Below are 20,184 nucleotides of genomic sequence, written 5' to 3'. Positions count from 1 at the left end.
CGGCTGCTTTCGTTTACTCGCTGAGTATGGGCACGCTGACCCGTGCCTCTGTACCCTCACCGACTTGGCTTCGCAGGTCCAGCTGACCACCGTGAAGTTCGGCCAAGCTTCTCACGAGAGAGAGTCCCAAACCCGATCCACGTGCGTCTGCATCTTGTCCAGAACGACCTTGCGTAAACGGCTCACCGACGCGAGCAATATCCTCGGCACTCATGCCTGAACCTTCGTCCATCACGGAGACGAGCATCATCTCGCCTGCTTCGTCTGCGCGGGCAGAAACCTTAACCGTGCTGCCCTTGGGCGAAAACTTCACAGCGTTCGACAGGAGATTGAGCAAGATTTGACGCATAGCTTTCCGGTCCGCCGTGATCAGGAGCACATCATCGTCTGGCACATCAATCTCGACCACAATTTCATCCGAATCTGCTGACGGTCGGATCATTTTGACTGAGCTGCGCACAACGTCGCTGACATCGAACGTATCCAGTACAAGCGTATATTTGCCCGCTTCAACTTTGGACAGGTCGAGGACATCGCCAATGAGGTCGAGCATGTATTGGCCGCTATCATGGATCAGATCCGCATATTCGGCATATTTTCCGGGTAGAGGACCGAAGAGACGTGAGCGCATCATGTCAGAAAAACCGATTATGGCATTGAGCGGTGTGCGAAGCTCATGGGAGACGCCAGCAAAGAACAATGTCTTCTCACGGGCTTCTCGTTCGGCCACTGTCTGAGCCTGACGCAAGGCTTCGAGTTGCTCCGCTTCATTCGTCCGATCCAAACTGTGCAAAAGCAGCCCGCCCCCTGAAAGCGGTGTGAAACTCATGTCAAAACTGGTCACTGTACTGCTGCTATCGCGAATGCTCACCCGCGATATGGCAGGCTGTTGCGATCGGCGTGCAAGCTGCGCGGTATCCAGCATTCGCAGGCTGGCATCGCCGCCGCCTGCCATATCACCAAGCAGGATATCTTCGCTCAGGCGATCAAGACCGAACTGGGCCCGCGCGTCCTCATTTGCGCCGACCAATCGGTCATCAGGGCCGAACTCAAGCAAGCCACCTATTACAGCATCGCCCCACGCACCCGCAGCGATGCCGTTCCCCACCGCCGAAAAATCAGAATCCCGAGCCTGTGTCCCTGCAATCATAGCGGCAATCGTCAGTGCTAACGTGCCCGCTGTCCCAAGCATCGCCAGAAGTCCAATACCCGTATCAGAAAGCGGCGATTCACCCAGGCCAACCAAGCTAAGCGACAGGAATGTGGCGATGAGCGCGAGTACGGCCAATATGAGGGCTTCGACAACGCGTTCGCGTGTGAACAGCATCGCAATGGCCGGGATACAGAGGAAAGTTATCGCCAGAGGGAATAGCCCGCCGATGAGCGTGGAGACCACTGCAAAGCCGGTCCAGAGCGCTAGCAGAACAACTTGCGACCATGTCCGGTGCAGAGCAGGCATCAATAGAAGGGACAGGAGAGCGGGGACAGCAAGTCCCACTGCAATCTTGGCAACGGGGTCAATATTTCCTGTTGCGAACAGAGCAGCCGCCGTCCCAGCGGCCATGACCGCGAGCCAAATCAGCATGGGACCCATTAGGCGCGGCCCCAGCGACGTGTCGGCGACTCGACTCATATCTCTCACTAACTATAGATTTTAACCATAAAAGGGCGATTTTCAGCGTTTTTGCCACCGAATTCGTGTCTGAGGGGAATTTTGGACTGCTATTTCCCTCAATATCGCAGCGCTTGTAGGACCCGGCTACGCCCCCTATCTGCACCGCAATGACTGATACTCAAACATGGCCCGAGGATGTTGCAGAGCTGATCGAGGACTTCACGTTCCTCGATGGTTGGGAAGAGCGCTATATGCATGTCATTGATCTTGGCAAGGCAATGGATCCGTTACCCGAAGCCGACCAGATCGAGGCCAACAAAGTTCGCGGCTGCGCCTCCCAAGTTTGGCTGGTTAGCGACCGTAATACCGAGGGCCATCTGGTCTTTCGGGGCGATTCTGACGCGCATATTGTGCGCGGCCTCGTCGCCATCGCCGTCCAGGTCTTCTCAGACAAGTCAGACGCTGTGATCCAGGGTCTCGATACGGAGGCGTTGTTTGACGATCTGGGTCTATCCGAACATCTCTCCAGCCAACGCGCCAATGGCCTGCGCAGTATGGTCGAGCGGATAAAACGCGAGGCAGGCGCAAGACCTTAACCGAAAGTAGGTGCGCCGCTATCAGGGTCATACTCGCCCTTCAGCTTCAAGAGTTCTACATAAGTCGAGCTGACAAAAGCTGTTGAGACAGCCGTGCCGATCACTCCGGCCAACGATTGCATAGACGCAAACAGGAAGATTTTTATGGGATCAGCGGACACGTCCATATTGACCGCTTCGAGTCCCAGCACACCGCCACCGATCCCGCCCATGACAGCGCCCGCAAGCGCAGCAATCACAGTTCCAATAAGAACAATGGCGAAGATTTGCCACTTGTAACCGCGTGTCAGTTCCCAACTGCGAGTCAGAGACTCCACTGGATCACGCTTCTCTCCAACAACGATTGGGAGCAAAATATACCAGCCGCAATACAGGATAAAAGCAGGAACGATTAACAGTACAAAACCACAAATCATCCCAATGCCAGCTATGATCCCTGCACCCAGCATGGGCCAGAAACGCGCCATCCCGTCACGCAAAGCTACGTCTAGCTCTAAATGCTCACCCCAGAAACCACGCACAAAAATCTGTACGAGCACGGCAGGCAGTAAGATCGCCCCGACAATGAAGACAATGACCCCAACAATGACCAGAAGCGGTCCTCCAACATTTGACGTTTCCGTTATGTAGGACGATGCGTTGACGATCACACCTGGCCCGCCAATCAACAGCAACGAGATTAGAGCAACGTCCTTCAGCCGATCACGCAACCCAGCAAAGCCCCGTGTCAGAACATCGCCTATTTCAAATTGATGATAACCGCTTCTTTGCCAGTCATGTTCAGGATCATCGGGCATAGCTGATCTCAAAACCGTAAGCGTATCAGCGCTTCTTAGGCCAGTCCTTGGTCACCCGAATAACCATGTCGATGCCAAGAATGGCGATAAGGCCGGCCATGGCGGCAAATACAGGATGGCGCAGCGCGTAAAGGCTCATAATGCCAATACCGATACCAAGGATGATCGCGTAGGGATGAATTTTCATGCCTCAAGCTCAACGTCCCAGTAGAGATAGTCAAGCCAACTTTCATGTAGATGGTTCGGCGGGAAGCGCCGTCCTTGAGTTTGCAACTGGTGCATCGTTGGTCGGCGAGGCTTTATCAGCGGATGCATGCCCGCCTCTTTGGGGTGGCGGCCTCCCTTGCGCATATTGCAGCTCGAACAAGCCGCAACGATATTGGACCAGCTGGTCTTACCCCCAAGCCGACGCGGCAAAACATGGTCAAAGGTCAACTCATCCGGTGAGGCGCAATAAACGCATTGAAATCCGTCGCGCAGAAACAGGTTAAAGCGCGTAAAAGCGGGCGTGCGATTTTGCGGTACATAATCCTTGAGCGCGACAACGGACGGCATCTGCATCTCGAAATTCGGGCTGCGGACACATTGTTCATAATGATCGACAACATTGACCCGGTCCAAGAAGACAGCCTTGATGGCGTCCTGCCAAGACCAAAGCGAGAGCGGAAAGTAAGACAATGGTTGGTAGTCCGCATTCAGAATGAGGCACGGATAGTTACCCTGACTGACAGGCAGAGCGCCAACAAGAGCCTCTGGTGTGGCGGAAATCGCACTCATGTGCAGCCTCTCCAGTAGCGAGAGCTGACGATCAAATTGTCATTTACGTGAGTAATACTGAAAGCGATGAACTCCGTGTCGAATCGTAACCTTAGCTATGCCGAAAATCAGGCGGCTGACAAGCCACAGCTCTATGACACCCCGCGTCGCGTCGCTGTCATTTATAGAAAAGCAGCGATCATCGACATCCCTCACCGGGCATTCACCTCGTTTTAGTAGGTCGCACTGAGACAGATACCCTACCCTAAAAAGGTCATAATGATTCGTGTTGTTTTCATATCCATCTTGATCGCCCTTGTATCGATTAGCGCGGCTACTGCTCAGGATATGCGTCTGTTGAGTGGTGGAGCCGTCGCCAATGTGACCGCTGCAGACGGCTATGAACTCACAGTCTTCGCGCGTCGGCTGGGTGATATATCGGCGATGGACCGTCACGAGGATGGAACCCTCTATGTCGCAGAGCGCGGCGCAGGGCGGATTTTTCGCATTCAAGACCGACAACTGGACGGCGCTGCCGACACCACTCAACCCTTAGCGCACAGGTTTGATCATCCTTCGGGCTTGGCCCTGATGGGTGACGTACTGTTTGTGAGCGACCGCAGCGGGCTGTGGCGGATCAATGCGGGAGGCGGAACACCTGATTTGATCGCGCCGTTCGCGCGGTCCGGGTCGACGGGGTATCCTCACCCGATCGCACCCATCGGAGCAGATCGGCTACTTCTGGGTCTAAATCGGTCGGACGGAACGGTGCGGTTATTGGAGATCGAGATCGCCACTGGCGCCGCTCGTCTACGTGAAGAGGGGCCGGGACAAATTATCGGCTTTTCTAAAGCCCGCTCAGAAGACGGAAAATTCCCAGAGCCTTGGGTGCTTTTGACACGCGGGGGTGAAACCTGGTTCGGTCAAACGCTGGCGACGTCAAGAAATCTCAATATGGAGGTCAACGCGATCTGGTTGGATGAAGCGCAGGGCCAAGCCGTATTAGCTCTACCCCACGGTGTCTCAACCACAGTTGCGACTTTCGCCGGAATTCGGGACAAAGGTCAAAGCCTGCTAAGCGGGTTTGGTAGCGGAACCAATGGTATCCGGCCCGGCGCTATGCTGGCCGATATGCGCGGCCTATTCGTCAGTGATCAGGCGGGTGGACGAATTTGGCACATATCCAAAACGCCTGAACCAGAGCCCGTCGACATCAAGACAGAGGAGATTGTTTCAGAACAGCTTGAGCAAAAAGTGCCGAGGGCCCGACCTGACCTATTGCGCGGGTCTGGAATCACGCGGTCTTCAACCATGGGACCAGCGTCAACAATGGGTCCAGCCTCTACGCTCAAACCCGCAGATCAAGTGTCGGAAGACACTCCACCCAAAGAATAGTTGAGACCAAGCCGATCCGCCAGTTTTCGTAAACGAAACTCCACCTGCTCAGTTATCAATTCAGGCACGTCGCTGCGTAGAACCAATTCATCGCCCTCATGTGACAATTCCAGCGCGTCCACCAGATCTGGCGTGCGACCCGTCGCCACAATCGCTAATCTGATCACATCACCCAACGCCTCGGCCGCACCGATCTGATCACTGTTCAACAAGCGGTCCACGGCCGGAATATTGGGCGGTTTTCGGTTGCGCGATACGGATCGGAACAAGGTCAAGGCCAACCAAACCCGCTCCGGATGAGACAAGCCCGAGATCGGCGCATACAACACGTTTTCAAAGATTAGCTCAGCACGATAATCGGGGTGCAGGTTTTTGCCCAATCCCGCCAACAGGCAAGCCGCCTGTCGCAAACGCCGATCCATTCGGGAGTTAAATGCGGTCGGCAACACATCGGCAATGGCCTCAACAAAAGTCATGAGCGGCAGACCGAAACGTTCTGATTGCAAGAAGCCAGAGGCGAAATCTCGGCATCCATCAAGCAGGGCATCGCGCGCCTGAACCGATTTTGGGAGGTGGTCAAAGACCAGACCTTCGCGCAGGCCCGTTAAAGAGACTTCAATGCGGCGCGGTTGCACAACTCGGATCAACCGCTCTAGCAATAGTCCTGAATAGGGGAGCGTTTCTGCCCGGCGCTGACGCAGACCCGGCCAGTTGAAGAGTTGCTCTCTACCTTCATTATAGGCCCAGCGGGCCAGCAAAGCGGCATCAAGCGGATCGAGCGCATAATTCTGCATCGTCTTCAGCGGGTAGAGCGAGCGCGTCATATGGATCGCGGCTAAGTTTCGCCAAGCCCCGCCAATCAAGTAAAGTGTTTTCGTGTCTGAGAGTGCGGTTGGTAGGTCTGACAGCGCAGCATCGATATTAGGGATCAACGCCTTATAATCAGCCTCACGCAGGTCGCGACCCACTGCATCAAAGGGGCCGAGTGGGAGCGAGATACGTTTACCGGGCTTATGGTCATCAATGCGGATCAGTTCCAACGACGCTCCGCCCAGATCAGCCGCCAGGCCCGTCGCACCCGGATCAGCGGAGAGCAGACCCAGTGCCGACAATCGTGCCTCTTCCTTGCCCGATATCGGCGTCACGGTCAGGCCCGTATGACTGCGGATATCTTCAATGAAGTCTGCTGCGTCCTCAGCCTCGCGCATGGCCGCCGTGGCACCGATCAAAATATGTGTCAGGCCCCGTGCATCGGCGATGGCCTTAAACCGGGACAGGCTATTGAGGGCGAGTTGCTTGCCATCTTCGGACAGATGTCCCGTTTCTTTCAAGTCGCGTCCGAGACCCGCCAGAACTTTCTCATTATAGACGGGCGTGAAATGGGAGCCATAAATGTCGTAAACGACAAAACGGATCGAGTTCGAACCAATATCGAGCACGCCGGCCTGCTGCGGACCACTTTCGGGAACGTTGAATGGATCGGTCAGATGAAGGACCCGTCTATTGGCGTGATCAAGACACTAGCCTCGGTTTGAAGCGCGGTGGGTCAGGCAATTCCTGCGGGCGAGACGTTTTCAACGCCTGCCCACGCCCAGACAAAGATGGATTATCCATGAAATATTGGTGCGCAGAGAAAGAGGTTTCGCCGTCTTCCAATTTCCGACGGGCATATTTGCCTGACGGTTGTAGCTCCCAACTATTTTGCGTGTCCATCAAATTGGCAACCATGATCTGATCGAGCACTTGATCGTGCACAGTTGGGCTTTCGATCGGCACGAGAGTCTCGATCCGCCGATCCAGATTGCGCGGCATCCAATCGGCTGAACTCATGAACAATTTCGCGTTTTCTGACGGCAGGGCATGGCCATTACCAAAGGCAACGATGCGCGAATGTTCGAGATAACGACCGACGATAGACTTCACTCTGATCGTGTCCGACAGACCTTCGACACCGGGACGCAGGCAGCAAATGCCGCGCACCACCAGATCGATTGGGACGCCGGCCTGACTGGCCTCATATAATTTATCGATCACACCTTGATCGACGAGGGCATTGAGCTTCGCCCATATCCCTGATGGCTTGCCCGCTTGAGCATTGGCGATCTCAACATCAATATATTCGAAAAGCTTGCCGCGGAGGCCGTGCGGCGCGAGCGCCAATTTTTCCATATTGCGGGGGCGTGAACTGCTGGTGACATAATTGAATAGCTTGCCCACATCCGCACCGATCACCGGATCAGCGGTGAACAGCGCTAAGTCGGTATAGATCTTGGCATTTAGCGCGTGATAGTTGCCCGTCCCCAAATGAGTGTAAGTCTGCAATCGATCGCCCTCGCGCCGAATGACAAGACTGACCTTGGCGTGGGTCTTGAAGCCCAACAGACCATAGACAACTTGTACGCCAGCCCGCTCCAAATCGCGCGCGAACTTTAGATTTGAGGCCTCGTCAAAACGGGCCTGTATCTCCACAAGCGCAGTGACGCTTTTTCCGGACTCAGCCGCGTCAATCAGAGCGCGGACAATCGGGCTATCATCCGACGTCCGGTAGAGCGTTTGTTTTATAACTACGACATCCGGGTCGCGCGCAGCCTGACGCAGGAACTGAATGACGACATCAAATTCTTCATACGGGTGGTGAACCAAAATATCTTTAGCCGCGATGGCCGCAAAATGATTGCCATCATAGTCGCGAATGCGTTCTGGGAAACGGGCCGTAAAGGGCGGGAAAAGTAGGTCGTGACGGCCACTATCGATTAAGCCTTTGAGGTCCACCATGCCAAGATAGTCGGCGTCTTGGATATCCTCATCCCAGCATTCAAAGCTCTCAATCAGGAAATGACGCAGCTCTTCATCGATCCCCTCATTAAGTTCTAGCCGGATAACACGCCCGCGACGGCGTTCCTTCAGCAAAAATTCGAAGTGCTGGACAAGGTCCTCGGCCTCTTCATCAATGGCGATATCGCTATCGCGCGTGATCCGAAACAGACCCGTGCTGTTGACCTCGAAGTCTGGGAATAGGTCGGGGAGGAAATGTCCGATGACATCCTCGATCATGACATAGTCGCGTTTCTTGGACCCTGCCGCGAGCTGTAGGAAGCGTGGAACATGGGACGGCACAGGCACCAAGGCAAAGGCTTGCTCATCCTCTGGCTCAGTCCGCGTCAGCGAGGCAACAAGGCCCAAAGACAGGTTGGACAGAAATGGAAAGGGATGCGCCGCATCCACGCAGAGCGGAGATAGCAACGGCAAAATCTGCGACTCAAACCGCTCGCGCAATTCGACCAAGGCTTCATCGTCTAAGTCTTTAACCGCGAGGACAGAAATTTTGCGCGTGGCCAGAAGCGACCGCAATGTTACCCAGCACCGTTCTTGTGCCTCGATCAGTTTGTCGACCTGTTTGGCGATTTTATCCAACTGACGCGCGGGGGTTAGACCATCAAAACTTGGCGCGTTCATACCCGCCAGCATCTGCGTGCGCAGACCTGCAACCCGAACCATATAGAATTCGTCGAGATTAGACGCTGAGATCGAAAGAAACCGCAGCCGTTCGAGCAGAGGCACGGATTTGTTGCGTGCTTCTTCCATCACCCGAGTATTGAACTGCAGCCAAGACAGTTCGCGATTAAAGTATCGCTGCGAGGATGTGAGGGCCATGGACAGGCTATGCCCCGACTGAGCGGGCGCGTCCAGACTTGGCAACGGCTAATTAGGCCGCAGCGCTCGATGTATCGTCGGCCAAAATAGCAAACAGAGCTTCAGAGGTCGGGGCGGCGCGCAAACGTTGACGCGTCTCTTGGCGACGCAGCAGACGCGACACACGGGCCAGCGCGCGCAAGTGAGCACCGCCACAATCAGCCGGCGCTAGCAGAAAACAAACGAGATCGACGGGACGACCGTCAACCGCATCAAAATCCATGGGTTCAGACAACCGTGCAAACGCTGCAACAACGCGGTCCATACCTTCAATGCGGGCATGTGGAAGGGCAACACCATTACCAACGCCCGTTGAGCCTAAACGCTCACGTTCGATGGCAGCCGCAACGACATCGCGACAATTGATCCCTTTAGCGTCAAGGTCATGCGCACTGATCAGTGTCCGCGCGAGATCACGAAACATCTGTTTCGGACTTGTCGCGACGAGATCGGAAATCATGCTATCGGCGCTGAATAAGGCGCGGTCGGTCATAACGAGGCTCAAGGGTTCGATCGGCGGTGGGGGCCACCGTGAATAGGTTTGTCGTCCGTCGCCCAGCCGTTTGGGCGGGCTCCGACGGGAACGGTGCGGCCCATAGCGACTAGAGGCCGATGGGACAAGCCCGCGTCACAGAGGCCTGGACTGATTTACCCGTTACTATCCGGATCGATCCAACCAATGTGCCCATCCGGGCGTTTATAAACAACATTCAACCCTCCATGGCGTGAATTGTGGAACACAACGACCCCGGAATCGGCCAGACCGACTTCCAATGCCGCCATGCCTGGAGTCAATGTGCGGACGCGACCGACGCTTTCCGCGATCACCATAGGCTCGTCAGATATCTGGGCCGAATCGGCGTCATCGTCGGCGTCATTCCCAGCAGGGTTGCTTAGAACATACAGACCCGCCTCTTTGGCTTTGGCTTTCTGGCTGTGATCCTTGAGGCGGCGTTTATAGCGGCGCAGACGCTTTTCAATATGTTCAAGCGCTTCGTCGGTCGCCGAATAGGCCTCATGCGATTTACCTTCAGCTTCGAAGGTTGCGCCGCTGGACAAATGTACAGAAATGCTGGTCTTAAAACCTGAGCCATCGCGCGCGACAGCCACTTGGGCGTCGCCGTCTCGGTGTATGTATTTATCCATCATCTCTTCGAGTCTGTCCGAAATTCGCTCTTCGAGAGCCTTCGACACATCAATGCCTTTTGAGACGATCTGGATTTGCATACGCGACCTTTCTGGGTTTCTGAACGACCTTCTCCTTAGCATGAAGATCGGCAATCGGGCGAAGATTTTATCAAAAATTCTGCAACGTCATAAACATAATCACGACACTTTTTTGGTTCACGCGCGTATGAAGGTCATGACACACCGACCTGCGACCCCCTCCGACTATCTCCGCCAGAGCGCGAACCTGATCACGGCACCCGCCATGTGGGTCTTGTCGTCTATAGGGTTTTTCACTGAGGGCGCGCGGACGGCCAACGAGTTTTCAGACATGTCCGACAATTTGCTTGTGCCCCTCGGCCCAGCTTTTTCAATCTGGTTTCCGATTTTTGTCGGCTGTATCGCCTATGCGGTTCTTCAGGCCTTGCCGAAAAACCGAACCCGCGACGTGTTCCGAGCCGTTGGCTGGTGGACGGCGGCTGGGTTTGCGTGCGTCTGTGGATGGGCCCTCATTACAGCCTATGCACCCACCAATCTTGTGCAGTGGGGCACGGCCCTAATATTTATCCCGGCTGTCGGTGCACTGATTGTGGCAACGAAGATTTTCACCGAGCGGATTAACGAAGTCAGTGCCATAGAGCGGATCTTGAGCTGGGTGCCAATCAGCCTGATCGCAGGCTGGTGTAGTCTTGCCATCTTCCTCAACTGGACACCGATTGCCTATGACGCTTTTGCCCATGAGACTGCGAGCGTCACGAGTAGCTTACTCATTTTGGCAGCGGCGCTGGGTCTTATTATTGGTGTGTGCCGATGGTCATTATGCAATCGAGTCTATGTGTTTCCAGCAATTTGGGGCCTAGCATGGCTCGCTGGGCGTCACCTTGTGGCCGGACCGGAGGTCCCTATCATCGGCTGGGTGGCCATCGGAGGTATTATTCTGTTGATCGCCTCCGCTTTGACCAAGCCGCGCGTGCCGATCACCGGATATGACGCCGAGACGGCTTAAGCGTCGTCTCGTTTGTCGGCAAGCGGATCAGGGCCAAACCGATTAGGTCCAGATGTGCCGGGAAAAACAAACCAGATATATTCGGCCAGCGCGACTAACGGCGCAAATGCGCTGGCAAAAAAGAAGATCAGGTGAAGCCAGCCTGGCTTATTAAGATCATGAAACCGTCTCCAGGCAATTGATAGATCTGGGATCAGAGTCAGCAACCCAAAGATCACTGCAAAGGTGAGCGAGAATTTCGCTAAGGACGGCAAAGGTCCCATGTCGAGCTGTTCCAAATCCGCTGACCCTGCCGCCAGCCAATCCAACAACGCCTCCGTCCCATCAGGGCCGACCGACGTCATGAACAGGGTCAGCAAAACGAGATTAACGCTAAAGACGAGCAAGCGCGTCCACCAATAATCGGACCGAGTTGAGCGCCCCTGAAAGTCAAACCCTTGGCGGATCCAGTTATAGATAGCGACGTTGGGGGGAGTCATAGCTCGAACCTACTGGAAGATCGCGTCAGCTTCGCTATATTTAGGGCTTGGCCCATAGCGATTGGGGCGTGGATCTGAATCTCTTGCCAACAAAACGATGACGTAAATAGCGGCGGCGAGTGTCGTCGCAAATCCCATTACAGCGGCTGCGACCGCAACCGGATTTTCGTTATCCCCCAATTCTGACAAAATGATTGCCGCAACAACAGCCCAAATCAACGGTGCGACGGGGAAGAAGTTCCACCAGCCGGATTTACCCAGATCATGCATCCGTCGCCATCCCAAAGCCAGAGTCGGGATCACGGTGGCGAGATTCCAGATCGCTTGAGACCGGATCAACTCACCTTCTTCCCAACCGAAACCAATCTGGCCAACAAGACTAATGGCAACGCTGACCAGTATGACGAACAGCTGGAACCACCAATACTCGGCCCGCTGCGCACGTCCGCTGAAGTCTGCATAGTTCCGGAAGCCGAGACCAGCAGCCTTTAATAAACCGACACGGCGGACATAGCTCATGATTGGACCTCAGCGTCGCCACCAAACTGTTCCGTCCAGTCTTCAATCTGCGTGTCTTCGATCTTGGCGAATAAAACATCCGGCGCAGCGACTGGAAGCCCGACTGGCAGACCGTTTGCCCAGCCGTCGAAGGATGACCAGTTGCGATGTGCCTCTGGAATATTCATCGCATCGAGGATCGACTTGGCGGCTCGCGGAATGATCGGTTGCGCAATAATGCCAAATAAGGAGACGAGGTTCAGTCCCATACGCACGCCCACGGCCGCCTGATCAACATCCGTTTTGTAATGCGTCCAAGGCGCAGCGCGGGTTAGATATTCGTTCCCTGCGGCCCAAATGGCCCGCATTTCACCCAATGCCTTACGAAATTCGCGCGCTTCAAAAAGGGCGATCATCAGTGGCAAGCGCGTGCTGACTTCTGCAATAATCCAATCTTCGTGACCGCCGGAAACGCCGCCATCTGGCACCTGACCATCGAATTTCGACACCGTATATTTAGTGATCCGATTGACAAAATTACCCAGCACATTGGCGAGGTCCGAATTGACCGAGGCTTGAAACTCTTCCCACGTGAATGCCGCGTCTGAGCTTTCCGGCGCATTTGCCATGAGGTGCCAGCGCCAGCAATCGGACGGTGCCAGAGCAATCGCCTGATCCATGAAGACGCCGCGTTTGTTCGAGGTGCTAAACTTGCCGCCATACCATGTGACCCAGTTGAACGCTTTGAGCGTATCAACCAGTTTCCACGGCTCGCCTTCCTCCTCGAGGTTTGCGCCCATCAGCGTGGTTGGAAAACTCAGCGTATGGAAGGCGACATTGTCTTTGCCCATGAATTGGACATAAGTGACGTCATCCGCGCCTTGATCGGTGCGCCACCAGCGCGCCCAGTCGCCGCCAGTGTCCGCTGCCCAGTCCTGAGTCGCACCGATATAGGCGATGGGGGCATCGAACCAGACATAGTAGACTTTGCCGTCAAATCCGGCGCGTTGATTGCCGTCCATATCCACGACGGGAATACCCCAATCCAGATCGCGCGTGATGGACCGGTCGCGTAATCCTTCATCAAGCCATTTCAATGCGATGGACGTCGCCAGCGGCGGCCAGCTGGTCTGAGCCTCGACCCATACTCTTAACTTGTCGCTCATCTCGGATTGTTTGAGATAAAGGTGTTCGGTCTCGCGCACCTCAACATCATGACTTCCTGAGACAGACGAATAGGGATCGATCAAGTCAATTGGGTCGAGCAGTTTTCCGCAATTGTCGCATTGATCCCCGCGTGCTTTCTCGAACGCGCAGTTCGGACACGTCCCTTCCACATAGCGGTCCGGTAGATAGCGGCCATCGGCATTGGAATAGACCTGTTTGGAGATACGCGCTTCGATCAGACCATTTTGCTCTAAGGTTGCCGAAAACTGCTGCGTTAGCTTGGCTGTCGCCTCAGATGAGCTGCGTCCGAACCAGTCATAAGACAGATCAAAGGCCGCGCCGGCCTCGCGCTGTTTCTCATGCATCAGCGCGCAATACTCAGCCACAGCCATCCCGGCTTCAGCGGCCGCCAGTTCCGCCGGTGTGCCATGTTCGTCCGTTGCGCAAATATAGAGCACGTCATGACCAAGCAAACGCATGACGCGCGCATAGACATCGGCTGGCAGCATCGACCCGGCCAAATTGCCGAGATGCTTAACGCCGTTAATGTAAGGCAGCGCTGACGTGATCAGGATACGGGATTGACTGTCGCTCATAGGAGCGAGCCTCTAGGCAGGCAGGCCGCCCGCGACAAGGGCTAGCAGCGTTGTGGGCAAATTCTGCGCAGTTTCCGCTGTAGCAGTCTCCGCTGTATCAGTAGGCGCCGCATCGATGGGGGCCGCCAAGGTTTGGGCCACAAGAAACAGGCCAATCAGAAAACTATTATAGACGGCGTGAAAAACTATGGCCGCCAATATCCCAAACCGCATCCGCACATATCCAAGCAAGAGCCCGACAATAGCCTGCGGAAGCACGGCCAGCAGCATGATTGGCGAGGACAGACCGCCTTCATAATTCGACAAATGCAACAAGGCGAACAAGATGGCAGACCCGTAAAACGCATATGGGAATAGGTGCCGCCTCGCTATGGACTGCCGCTCGGTTGTCTGGGACGCATATTGTCTAGCGACCGCTAAGATCAGTAACGCCAGCACGATCGCTAATCCGAACGAAACGCTCGGCAGTAGATCGACCCCCACCGTTGCGAGCACGGCCAGTGCAGCCGCCAAGATCGGCAGACCCAAGATCGCAGCGCGGGGTCCCCCTAACCAGCTTCGGAACATCAACTCTTCGATGACGGGCGCGATGAGGATGCCCATTAGGAGAAGCATGCGTGGATCGCTCTGCCCCAGTGTCTGGTTCACATTGTCCGGCACAGACCCCAGAACACTCGAAATAATCACTCCAACCAGACCACTCAAGATGAGCATGATGAAGAGGCACGCGAATAAGAGCTGTACTAAGTGGCGTAATCCGGCCGCATCAACAGCATGGCGTTGAGATAGAAATCGCGGCGCGAATATATAGCGCGTTACATCGCTCAGAGGAATTTGGGGGATTTGTGGCTGGTTCATCAGCGTCCGCGCTACAGAGCAAGAATGTCGCGCGCAAGCGCCTGATTCGACTAAATCCTGCTTTCTGCTATGGTTAACCCTCGGTCACAAAGGGGGACACCAATGCCGAAAATCTTCAACACATCCTGGCTCGCCGTTATTGCCGCGACCATTGCCTTCTTCATACTCGGTTCGCTTTGGTATGGACTGTTATTTGCCGACCCATGGCAGGCTGCGTCTGGTGTGACAGAAGCTATGGCAGAAGCGCGAATGGCGGAAATGGGTATGGCCATGTGGCTATTCTATGCCCTGCTGATCACACTCGCCCAAGCCATCGGCTTACTCATGGTTCTGAACCTAGCTGGCGTGAAGCGCCTGCCCGCTAGCCTGAAGACCGCATTCTGGCTGGTCATCACAATCGTCGCACCGGTTCTTGCCTATGCCTGCATCTACACAGGCTACTCACTGACGGGCTTTCTGATCGACTTCGGTCATATGCTGGTTGGCTATCTGATTATGGCGGCCATCTACTCTGCCTTCCGCGGAAAAGACGCCGTCGACGCCTAACTGCGTTGCCCTCGTTTAGATCTGAAAAAAGACTGAAACGAGGGCTTGCCAGACTTCGGAACGCGTCTTATTGGCGCGCTCCTGGTCAGCCCCTATAGCTCAGCTGGTAGAGCACCTGATTTGTAATCAGGGGGTCCGCGGTTCGAGTCCGTGTGGGGGCACCATTTTTCTCAGATTGCTAGGCGCGAAGACTCCGAAACACTTTCGGTGAGCACCGGATGAAAAAGAGATCCCCAATGGGAGATTCAACAGTCGTTTTACGGTTACCTTGATAGCTCGGCAGCGTGTCCATGATCTCGTCGCTCATCGCGGCGGGTTTACCAACGATGAGGTCATCCCGGCCCGACCGCATTCATCCTCATCAATGTTGTGTTCATGAGCCGATGGCTTTCGCCTCAGAAACGCTATCGCCGAACGTCGAAACGCAAGGGATGTCGGCGACGTGTAATCGCATGGCCGACTAGAGCCCTTCAACACTTACGACTGTATCGTCCTTACTCCAGGACACAGCGCAGACTGTAAGCGCTTTGCTCTTCTCAAACCTTTTTGGCGAAAGATGGCGCGATGTGTCCTCCGGTAGATCATCGCTCGCCCATCACCCGGAATAGGCAATCAACTCGCCTTGATCGTTATGAATGGGAAAGCATACGCAATAAAGCGCCGCGTTAACGTCGAGAGAAACGCACGTTTCTAAGTCGGTCATTATTAAGGAGAATTGAATCTACCTTGCCGTTATCCGCTCTCTTCACTTTGAAACGATATCCGAAAGCCCGGAACGAATCTTTAATCTTCATGTCCAAAGGCATCTGATTTCCAAGAGCATGCAAAATGAGCGCGTTATTTGAATCCAGCTCTATTGTAAGCTCAGCACTTGTTTCAGGGTTTGCGTAGGCACCAACAAACATCTGCTTATACGACAAGGTATTTGAAGACACATCCACATTTACAGCTTCCAAGGGGTCACTAGAAACGAAATAAATAGTAAAACGTTTGGTTCCATCTTCATTTTTATCGAAAACCACGCGCCAGTCAGGGTTGCTTTCATAATAGAAAATATTGCCTGTCTGATGCAGTAATTTCACTGGATTGAGACCCTCCATCTCTCTCCACAACTCGCCATTCCGCTCGACAATATGGAATAGTGGGCGGCTTGTGTTACTGTCATAGTATCCAACAACGGAACTATTGGCGGGCCTATTATAAAGTGCCTCAGGATTCCATTTTTTTGGATACGTTCTTAGTGTCTCGCCTAGAACAACATCCGTAATTTTATCAGTGATGTTTCGCGTTGAAATTTGACCGTTATTGCTAATCGCGAGAATACTGAGATTCTCCTCAGGGAAGCGAGAAAAACTAGCGTTCAAAGCCCCTGTTGAGCCATCATGATAGATGTGATGTGTGCCGCGGTAAGTGGAGTGTTCCAATCCGTAACCATATTTATCTATGGTGCTGCCCGGAACAAGAGCCTGGGACTGCCTCAACGGATCGTCAAAGGCCTTGATCCCCTTTGATTGCAAGGCAATCTCATAATTGAGCTGATCTTCCAGCGTTGTGTACAACCAACCGTCACCGGAAAAGTTTGTTACGGCTGGAAAAGCGACCCATTGACCGAAATTGCCATAACCGCGAGCACGATTAGGAATGACATCCATATAGCTGTCAGTGAATCCTGTGTCTCTCAACTCAAGCGCTTCAAACATAGAGGCTGCGTATTTCGAAAACGTTTTACCGGAAACTTTGGCTATAATCTCAGCGAGTAGGATGTAGTTCGAATTGCTGTATAGAAACTGAGTTCCGGGTTCGAAATTTAGATCATTTTGTCGCGTTAACAGCGCCATCGCGTCCGCATTACCGATAAATTCCTGCCACCATGTGATGCCCGAAATGGCCCACAGATCATAGACGTCCCTGATACCGCTCGAATGGTTCAGCAGGTGCCGAACAAGAATTGGATCATCAACATTCTTGTATAGATCAGGAAAGAATATCCTTATGTCATCATCAAGGGACACCTTTCCGTCTTCAACTAAAACCTGAAGGGCAAGAGCCGTGAATTGTTTTGCATTTGACGCTATATTAAAACGCGTTGCCTTTTTAATCGGTACTTGATGTTCTAAGTCGGCCAAACCAATATAACGCTCATATATTACTTGCTGATCACGCACGATGCCTATCGCGAGTCCAGGCGTCTCATCTCCACGATATTCTTCAACGATTTGATCGACAGAATTGCTCGAGAATGTCTGTGCTGAGCTAGAATATGATGTCAGCAACACAACCACGAATAAACTAAGTAAAGTACAGAACCTCATCGCGACCTCATATTTAAATTTCATCGTGTTTAGCATGCCCATATAGACGGCATGTGACTACAGGTTTTCTTAAACCTCTATACCGTCAACTTGTCTAAGTGTTCTCTCGCTTTAATTCCTCATGTTCTAATTTCAGAACCATGCCCACGAGAAATACAAAGTGTACTTTACTACCTTAGAAAAAGGAAACCACGAGAAGTCACGTGTCGCGAGCGTTAGCTCATACGGCATTCATGCACCCAATCCACAGATCGTCGAGACGAGACGAGACATGTTAGAGATGTTTACGAAACCCGTTGCAAGAACTTCAGCAATTCGGTCTCAATAGTGGAGCGTGGTAGACAGCGTACAAACGAGCGTTGCTCGCATTGCATAAGCTTCGAGTATTCTTTTCGGACCGAGCGTCACTCTTAAAAGTGGCCTATCATGAATGTTCCGGCTTTTGGCTATTTCGCCTATGAAGAACCACTTAATGGGCACGTCAGGACCTAAACAACTCGGCAGCCGAACAAAGGCCGTAGTTCAAAGGTGATAGTCTAGGACTGTTCCATGTGCCGTATCTGTGGTCCCACGTATTGCATCCATCTGCGATTGGAAGACCTTTCCACTCAGGCGCTCTAACAAATGCGAGCGCTTTAGCCGGTCCATCACAGGCCCCTTAACTTCAGACAGATGCAGCAAAACTCCCGCCGATTGCAGGCGATCATTTATCGCCTCGAGGCTTTCCAGCGCGGACAGGTCGATCGCGTTGACCGCAGAACACATCAGGACGACATGTTCGACTGTGTCACTCGATAGGGCCAAATCGTAAATCGTGTCCTCTAGATAGCGTGCGTTGGCGAAATAGAGTGACTCGTCAATGCGGATCGAGACCAAACGAGGATTGGTCCAAACATCATGACGCGCAACATTGCGGAAATGTTCTGTATCGCGGACTTGGCCAACAATAGCGAAATGTGGTCGAGACGAACGGTAGAGGAACAGCGCGATTGACAAGATCACACCTGCAAACACACCAGCTTCCACTCCGACCAACAATGTCATCGCAATGGTTGCTGTCATGGCAGCGAAATCACTCTTGCTGTAGGTCCAAGCTTCCCGGATATCGCCAATATTCACCAAAGACAGAACGGCCACGATGATCGTCGCAGCAAGGGTGGCAATCGGAAGGAAATAGAGCAGCGGCGTTAAGAACAACGTCGCCAATGCTATACCTATCGCTGTCAACGCTCCAGCCGCTGGCGTTTCTGCCCCTGCATCAAAATTGACGGCTGAGCGCGCAAATCCACCTGTCACAGGATAGCCCCCCGAAAAGGCCGCTGCCACATTCGCTGCACCAAGACCGACGAGTTCCTGATCCGGGTCGATGCGCTGGCGCTTCTTAGCCGCAAGTGTTTGAGCGACTGACACAGATTCTACAAAACCAATCAACGCAATTACGAAGGATGAACCGAGCAGACTAATCCAAAGACCCATGTCAAAGTCGGGCACGGTAAGGGGCGGGAGCCCTTCAGGTATACGGCCAACAATCGCCACGCCCTGAGTGTCAAGTCTCAGCAATGCAACGGTCGAAATTGCGACCACCACAGCGATCACCGGTCCAATCCGAGAGGCTATGTTGGCCGATTTCTCTGACAGCCCGATTTTCATGAATAGAGGTTTCAGATTGCCCCGCACCCAGAACAAAAACAGGGTCGACACGGCCCCGATGATCAAGGTCGGTAGGTTTGTGTCGTCGATTTTAGCCAGTAGTGAGGATCCAATTTCGATCAGGTTATGGCCGGAAACCTGAACCCCCAAAATGTGCTTGAGTTGACTAACGGCGATCAAAATACCGGATGCAGTGATGAATCCAGAAATCACCGGATGACTCAGAAAGTTTGCGACGAAACCCATCCGGAAAACGCCCATTAACAATAGCATAATACCGGAAATCAAGGCGAGCAGGATGGCGATTGCCAAATATTCCGGTGACCCTTGAGCCGCTAGATTTCCGGCGGCGGCTGCCGTCATCAGCGAGATGACCGCGACCGGACCGACAGCTAGCGCGCGACTCGTCCCGAAAACCGCATAGGCGACGAGAGGCAGGATAGAGGCATACAGACCGACCTGAGGCGGCAATCCTGCCAGCAGCGCATAGGCCAGCGATTGCGGAATCAGCATGATGGTCACGATCAGCGCCGCTAGTCCATCATTGACAAATGTATCGGCGCGGTAATCCCGTCCCCATTGTAAGATAGGGAAAAAACGCTTTATTCCAGAAGCAAGTTTCACATCATGGCCCACGGCAGAATTGGTGACTGCATGGGGCTCAACCTTGCGACCGTCCCATGGCCCATAGGTTGGAAGAACGGTTGCCCGTACGGCAAAATGCGTGGACCCAATCACCGGACGCTTCGACAATTTGGGTCATCCGTTGAGCATCAGCGAGATTGGCCTGCCCCGGAACGACTGGAATATAATGGTAAGTTAAGCCCAGCTCACGTGCCGCGGCCGCCAAAGCATCTGAGGCGGGCTGGTCCGCCTGTTCGCCGTCTGGTCGATTGTTAATAACAACAGACACGCCATTGGCTTTGAGTTCTGCGAGGTCGTTTGGGCTCAGCTGTCCTGACACACTCAGCCGATCGTCGATCTTTTTATATTCCATGTTGTCAGCCCATTGCCATATTGAGAGGGATCTTGAGATATGTGATGCCGTTATCC

The 20,184-nt window shown here is 53.7% G+C and carries 19 protein-coding genes and 1 tRNA gene; 5 read left to right on the top strand and 15 right to left on the bottom strand.

Features of this window, described 5'->3' with window-relative positions; translation table 11 throughout:
* Positions 1-13: 13 nt before the first annotated feature.
* Complete coding sequence (locus QQL54_RS13170) at positions 14-1,633, bottom strand: sensor histidine kinase (RefSeq protein WP_284391555.1); 1,620 nt, start codon at positions 1,631-1,633, stop codon at positions 14-16.
* 149 nt (positions 1,634-1,782) lie between these two features.
* On the opposite strand from QQL54_RS13170, the gene QQL54_RS13165 reads away from it, so the two are divergent.
* Positions 1,783-2,211, top strand: a complete 429-nt coding sequence (locus tag QQL54_RS13165) for a SufE family protein (protein ID WP_284391553.1) — start codon at positions 1,783-1,785, stop codon at positions 2,209-2,211.
* On the opposite strand, the gene QQL54_RS13160 is transcribed toward QQL54_RS13165, so the two are convergent.
* The 3 genes from QQL54_RS13160 to QQL54_RS13150 are packed head-to-tail and all read right to left on the bottom strand — an operon-like array spanning position 2,208 to position 3,785.
* Positions 2,208-3,008: a glycerophosphoryl diester phosphodiesterase membrane domain-containing protein gene (locus QQL54_RS13160; RefSeq protein ID WP_284391549.1), complete on the bottom strand. Its 801-nt coding sequence runs from the start codon at positions 3,006-3,008 to the stop codon at positions 2,208-2,210. The genes QQL54_RS13165 and QQL54_RS13160 overlap by 4 nt on opposite strands.
* 25 nt (positions 3,009-3,033) lie before the next feature.
* On the bottom strand, positions 3,034-3,195 hold the full coding sequence (locus QQL54_RS13155; protein ID WP_284391547.1) for a hypothetical protein: 162 nt from the start codon (positions 3,193-3,195) through the stop codon (positions 3,034-3,036).
* Complete coding sequence (locus QQL54_RS13150) at positions 3,192-3,785, bottom strand: HNH endonuclease (protein WP_284391545.1); 594 nt, start codon at positions 3,783-3,785, stop codon at positions 3,192-3,194. Before QQL54_RS13150 ends, QQL54_RS13155 begins: the two co-directional genes overlap by 4 nt.
* 258 nt (positions 3,786-4,043) lie before the next feature.
* Between QQL54_RS13150 and QQL54_RS13145 the strand changes: the two genes are divergently transcribed.
* The gene (locus QQL54_RS13145) at positions 4,044-5,159 is read left to right on the top strand and encodes an SMP-30/gluconolactonase/LRE family protein (RefSeq protein WP_284391543.1); all 1,116 of its coding nucleotides are present in this window, start codon (positions 4,044-4,046) and stop codon (positions 5,157-5,159) included.
* Here the strand turns inward: QQL54_RS13145 and QQL54_RS13140 are convergent.
* From QQL54_RS13140 to hpf, 4 genes are all read right to left on the bottom strand, one after another.
* On the bottom strand, positions 5,126-6,598 hold the full coding sequence (locus QQL54_RS13140) for a Ppx/GppA phosphatase family protein (RefSeq protein ID WP_284391541.1): 1,473 nt from the start codon (positions 6,596-6,598) through the stop codon (positions 5,126-5,128). The genes QQL54_RS13145 and QQL54_RS13140 overlap by 34 nt on opposite strands.
* Before the next feature lie 73 nt (positions 6,599-6,671).
* A complete protein-coding gene (locus tag QQL54_RS13135; RefSeq protein WP_284391539.1) occupies positions 6,672-8,813 on the bottom strand; it encodes an RNA degradosome polyphosphate kinase in 2,142 nt (713 codons plus the stop codon).
* A gap of 52 nt (positions 8,814-8,865) precedes the next feature.
* A complete protein-coding gene (locus QQL54_RS13130) occupies positions 8,866-9,345 on the bottom strand; it encodes a PTS sugar transporter subunit IIA (protein WP_284391537.1) in 480 nt (159 codons plus the stop codon).
* A gap of 155 nt (positions 9,346-9,500) precedes the next feature.
* A complete protein-coding gene (gene hpf, locus QQL54_RS13125; protein WP_284391534.1) occupies positions 9,501-10,079 on the bottom strand; it encodes a ribosome hibernation-promoting factor, HPF/YfiA family in 579 nt (192 codons plus the stop codon).
* Between the two features lie 136 nt (positions 10,080-10,215).
* On the opposite strand from hpf, the gene QQL54_RS13120 reads away from it, so the two are divergent.
* Entirely contained in the window at positions 10,216-11,025 is an 810-nt protein-coding gene (locus QQL54_RS13120; RefSeq protein ID WP_284391532.1) for a hypothetical protein, read from the top strand.
* Here the strand turns inward: QQL54_RS13120 and QQL54_RS13115 are convergent.
* Genes QQL54_RS13115 through QQL54_RS13100 form a run of 4 tightly spaced genes read right to left on the bottom strand, consistent with a single transcriptional unit; the run spans position 11,022 to position 14,623 of the window.
* Positions 11,022-11,504 carry a DUF805 domain-containing protein gene (locus QQL54_RS13115; RefSeq protein ID WP_284391531.1) on the bottom strand — a complete coding sequence of 161 codons (483 nt, stop codon included), beginning with the start codon at positions 11,502-11,504 and terminating at the stop codon, positions 11,022-11,024. The two genes, QQL54_RS13120 and QQL54_RS13115, sit on opposite strands and share 4 nt — an antisense overlap.
* A gap of 9 nt (positions 11,505-11,513) precedes the next feature.
* Complete coding sequence (locus QQL54_RS13110) at positions 11,514-12,023, bottom strand: DUF805 domain-containing protein (RefSeq protein WP_284391529.1); 510 nt, start codon at positions 12,021-12,023, stop codon at positions 11,514-11,516.
* Positions 12,020-13,765 (bottom strand): methionine--tRNA ligase, encoded by a 1,746-nt coding sequence (gene metG, locus QQL54_RS13105; RefSeq protein WP_284391527.1) that lies wholly within the window; start codon positions 13,763-13,765, stop codon positions 12,020-12,022. Before metG ends, QQL54_RS13110 begins: the two co-directional genes overlap by 4 nt.
* 12 nt (positions 13,766-13,777) lie before the next feature.
* The gene (locus QQL54_RS13100) at positions 13,778-14,623 is read right to left on the bottom strand and encodes a CPBP family intramembrane glutamic endopeptidase (protein ID WP_284391525.1); all 846 of its coding nucleotides are present in this window, start codon (positions 14,621-14,623) and stop codon (positions 13,778-13,780) included.
* A 102-nt stretch (positions 14,624-14,725) separates the two neighbouring features.
* On the opposite strand from QQL54_RS13100, the gene QQL54_RS13095 reads away from it, so the two are divergent.
* Positions 14,726-15,169, top strand: a complete 444-nt coding sequence (locus QQL54_RS13095) for a DUF1761 domain-containing protein (protein WP_284391523.1) — start codon at positions 14,726-14,728, stop codon at positions 15,167-15,169.
* Between the two features lie 88 nt (positions 15,170-15,257).
* Positions 15,258-15,333 (top strand) — tRNA-Thr (locus QQL54_RS13090).
* Positions 15,334-15,834: 501 nt separating this feature from the next.
* Here QQL54_RS13090 and QQL54_RS13085 read toward each other — a convergent pair.
* The 3 genes from QQL54_RS13085 to QQL54_RS13075 form a co-directional block, all read right to left on the bottom strand.
* Positions 15,835-17,505, bottom strand: a complete 1,671-nt coding sequence (locus tag QQL54_RS13085; RefSeq protein WP_284391521.1) for a serine hydrolase domain-containing protein — start codon at positions 17,503-17,505, stop codon at positions 15,835-15,837.
* Between the two features lie 498 nt (positions 17,506-18,003).
* The gene (locus QQL54_RS13080; RefSeq protein WP_284391519.1) at positions 18,004-19,755 is read right to left on the bottom strand and encodes a SulP family inorganic anion transporter; all 1,752 of its coding nucleotides are present in this window, start codon (positions 19,753-19,755) and stop codon (positions 18,004-18,006) included.
* 37 nt (positions 19,756-19,792) lie between these two features.
* The gene (locus QQL54_RS13075) at positions 19,793-20,128 is read right to left on the bottom strand and encodes a protein tyrosine phosphatase family protein (RefSeq protein ID WP_284391517.1); all 336 of its coding nucleotides are present in this window, start codon (positions 20,126-20,128) and stop codon (positions 19,793-19,795) included.
* Positions 20,129-20,184: the final 56 nt, after the last annotated feature.

The sequence above is a fragment of the Algimonas ampicilliniresistens genome, from assembly GCF_030159955.1.
Taxonomy (GTDB): Bacteria; Pseudomonadota; Alphaproteobacteria; order Caulobacterales; family Maricaulaceae; genus Litorimonas; species Litorimonas ampicilliniresistens.
The sequence above is the reverse complement of the archived record's forward strand: the minus strand, read 5'-3'. Positions and strand labels throughout refer to the sequence as shown.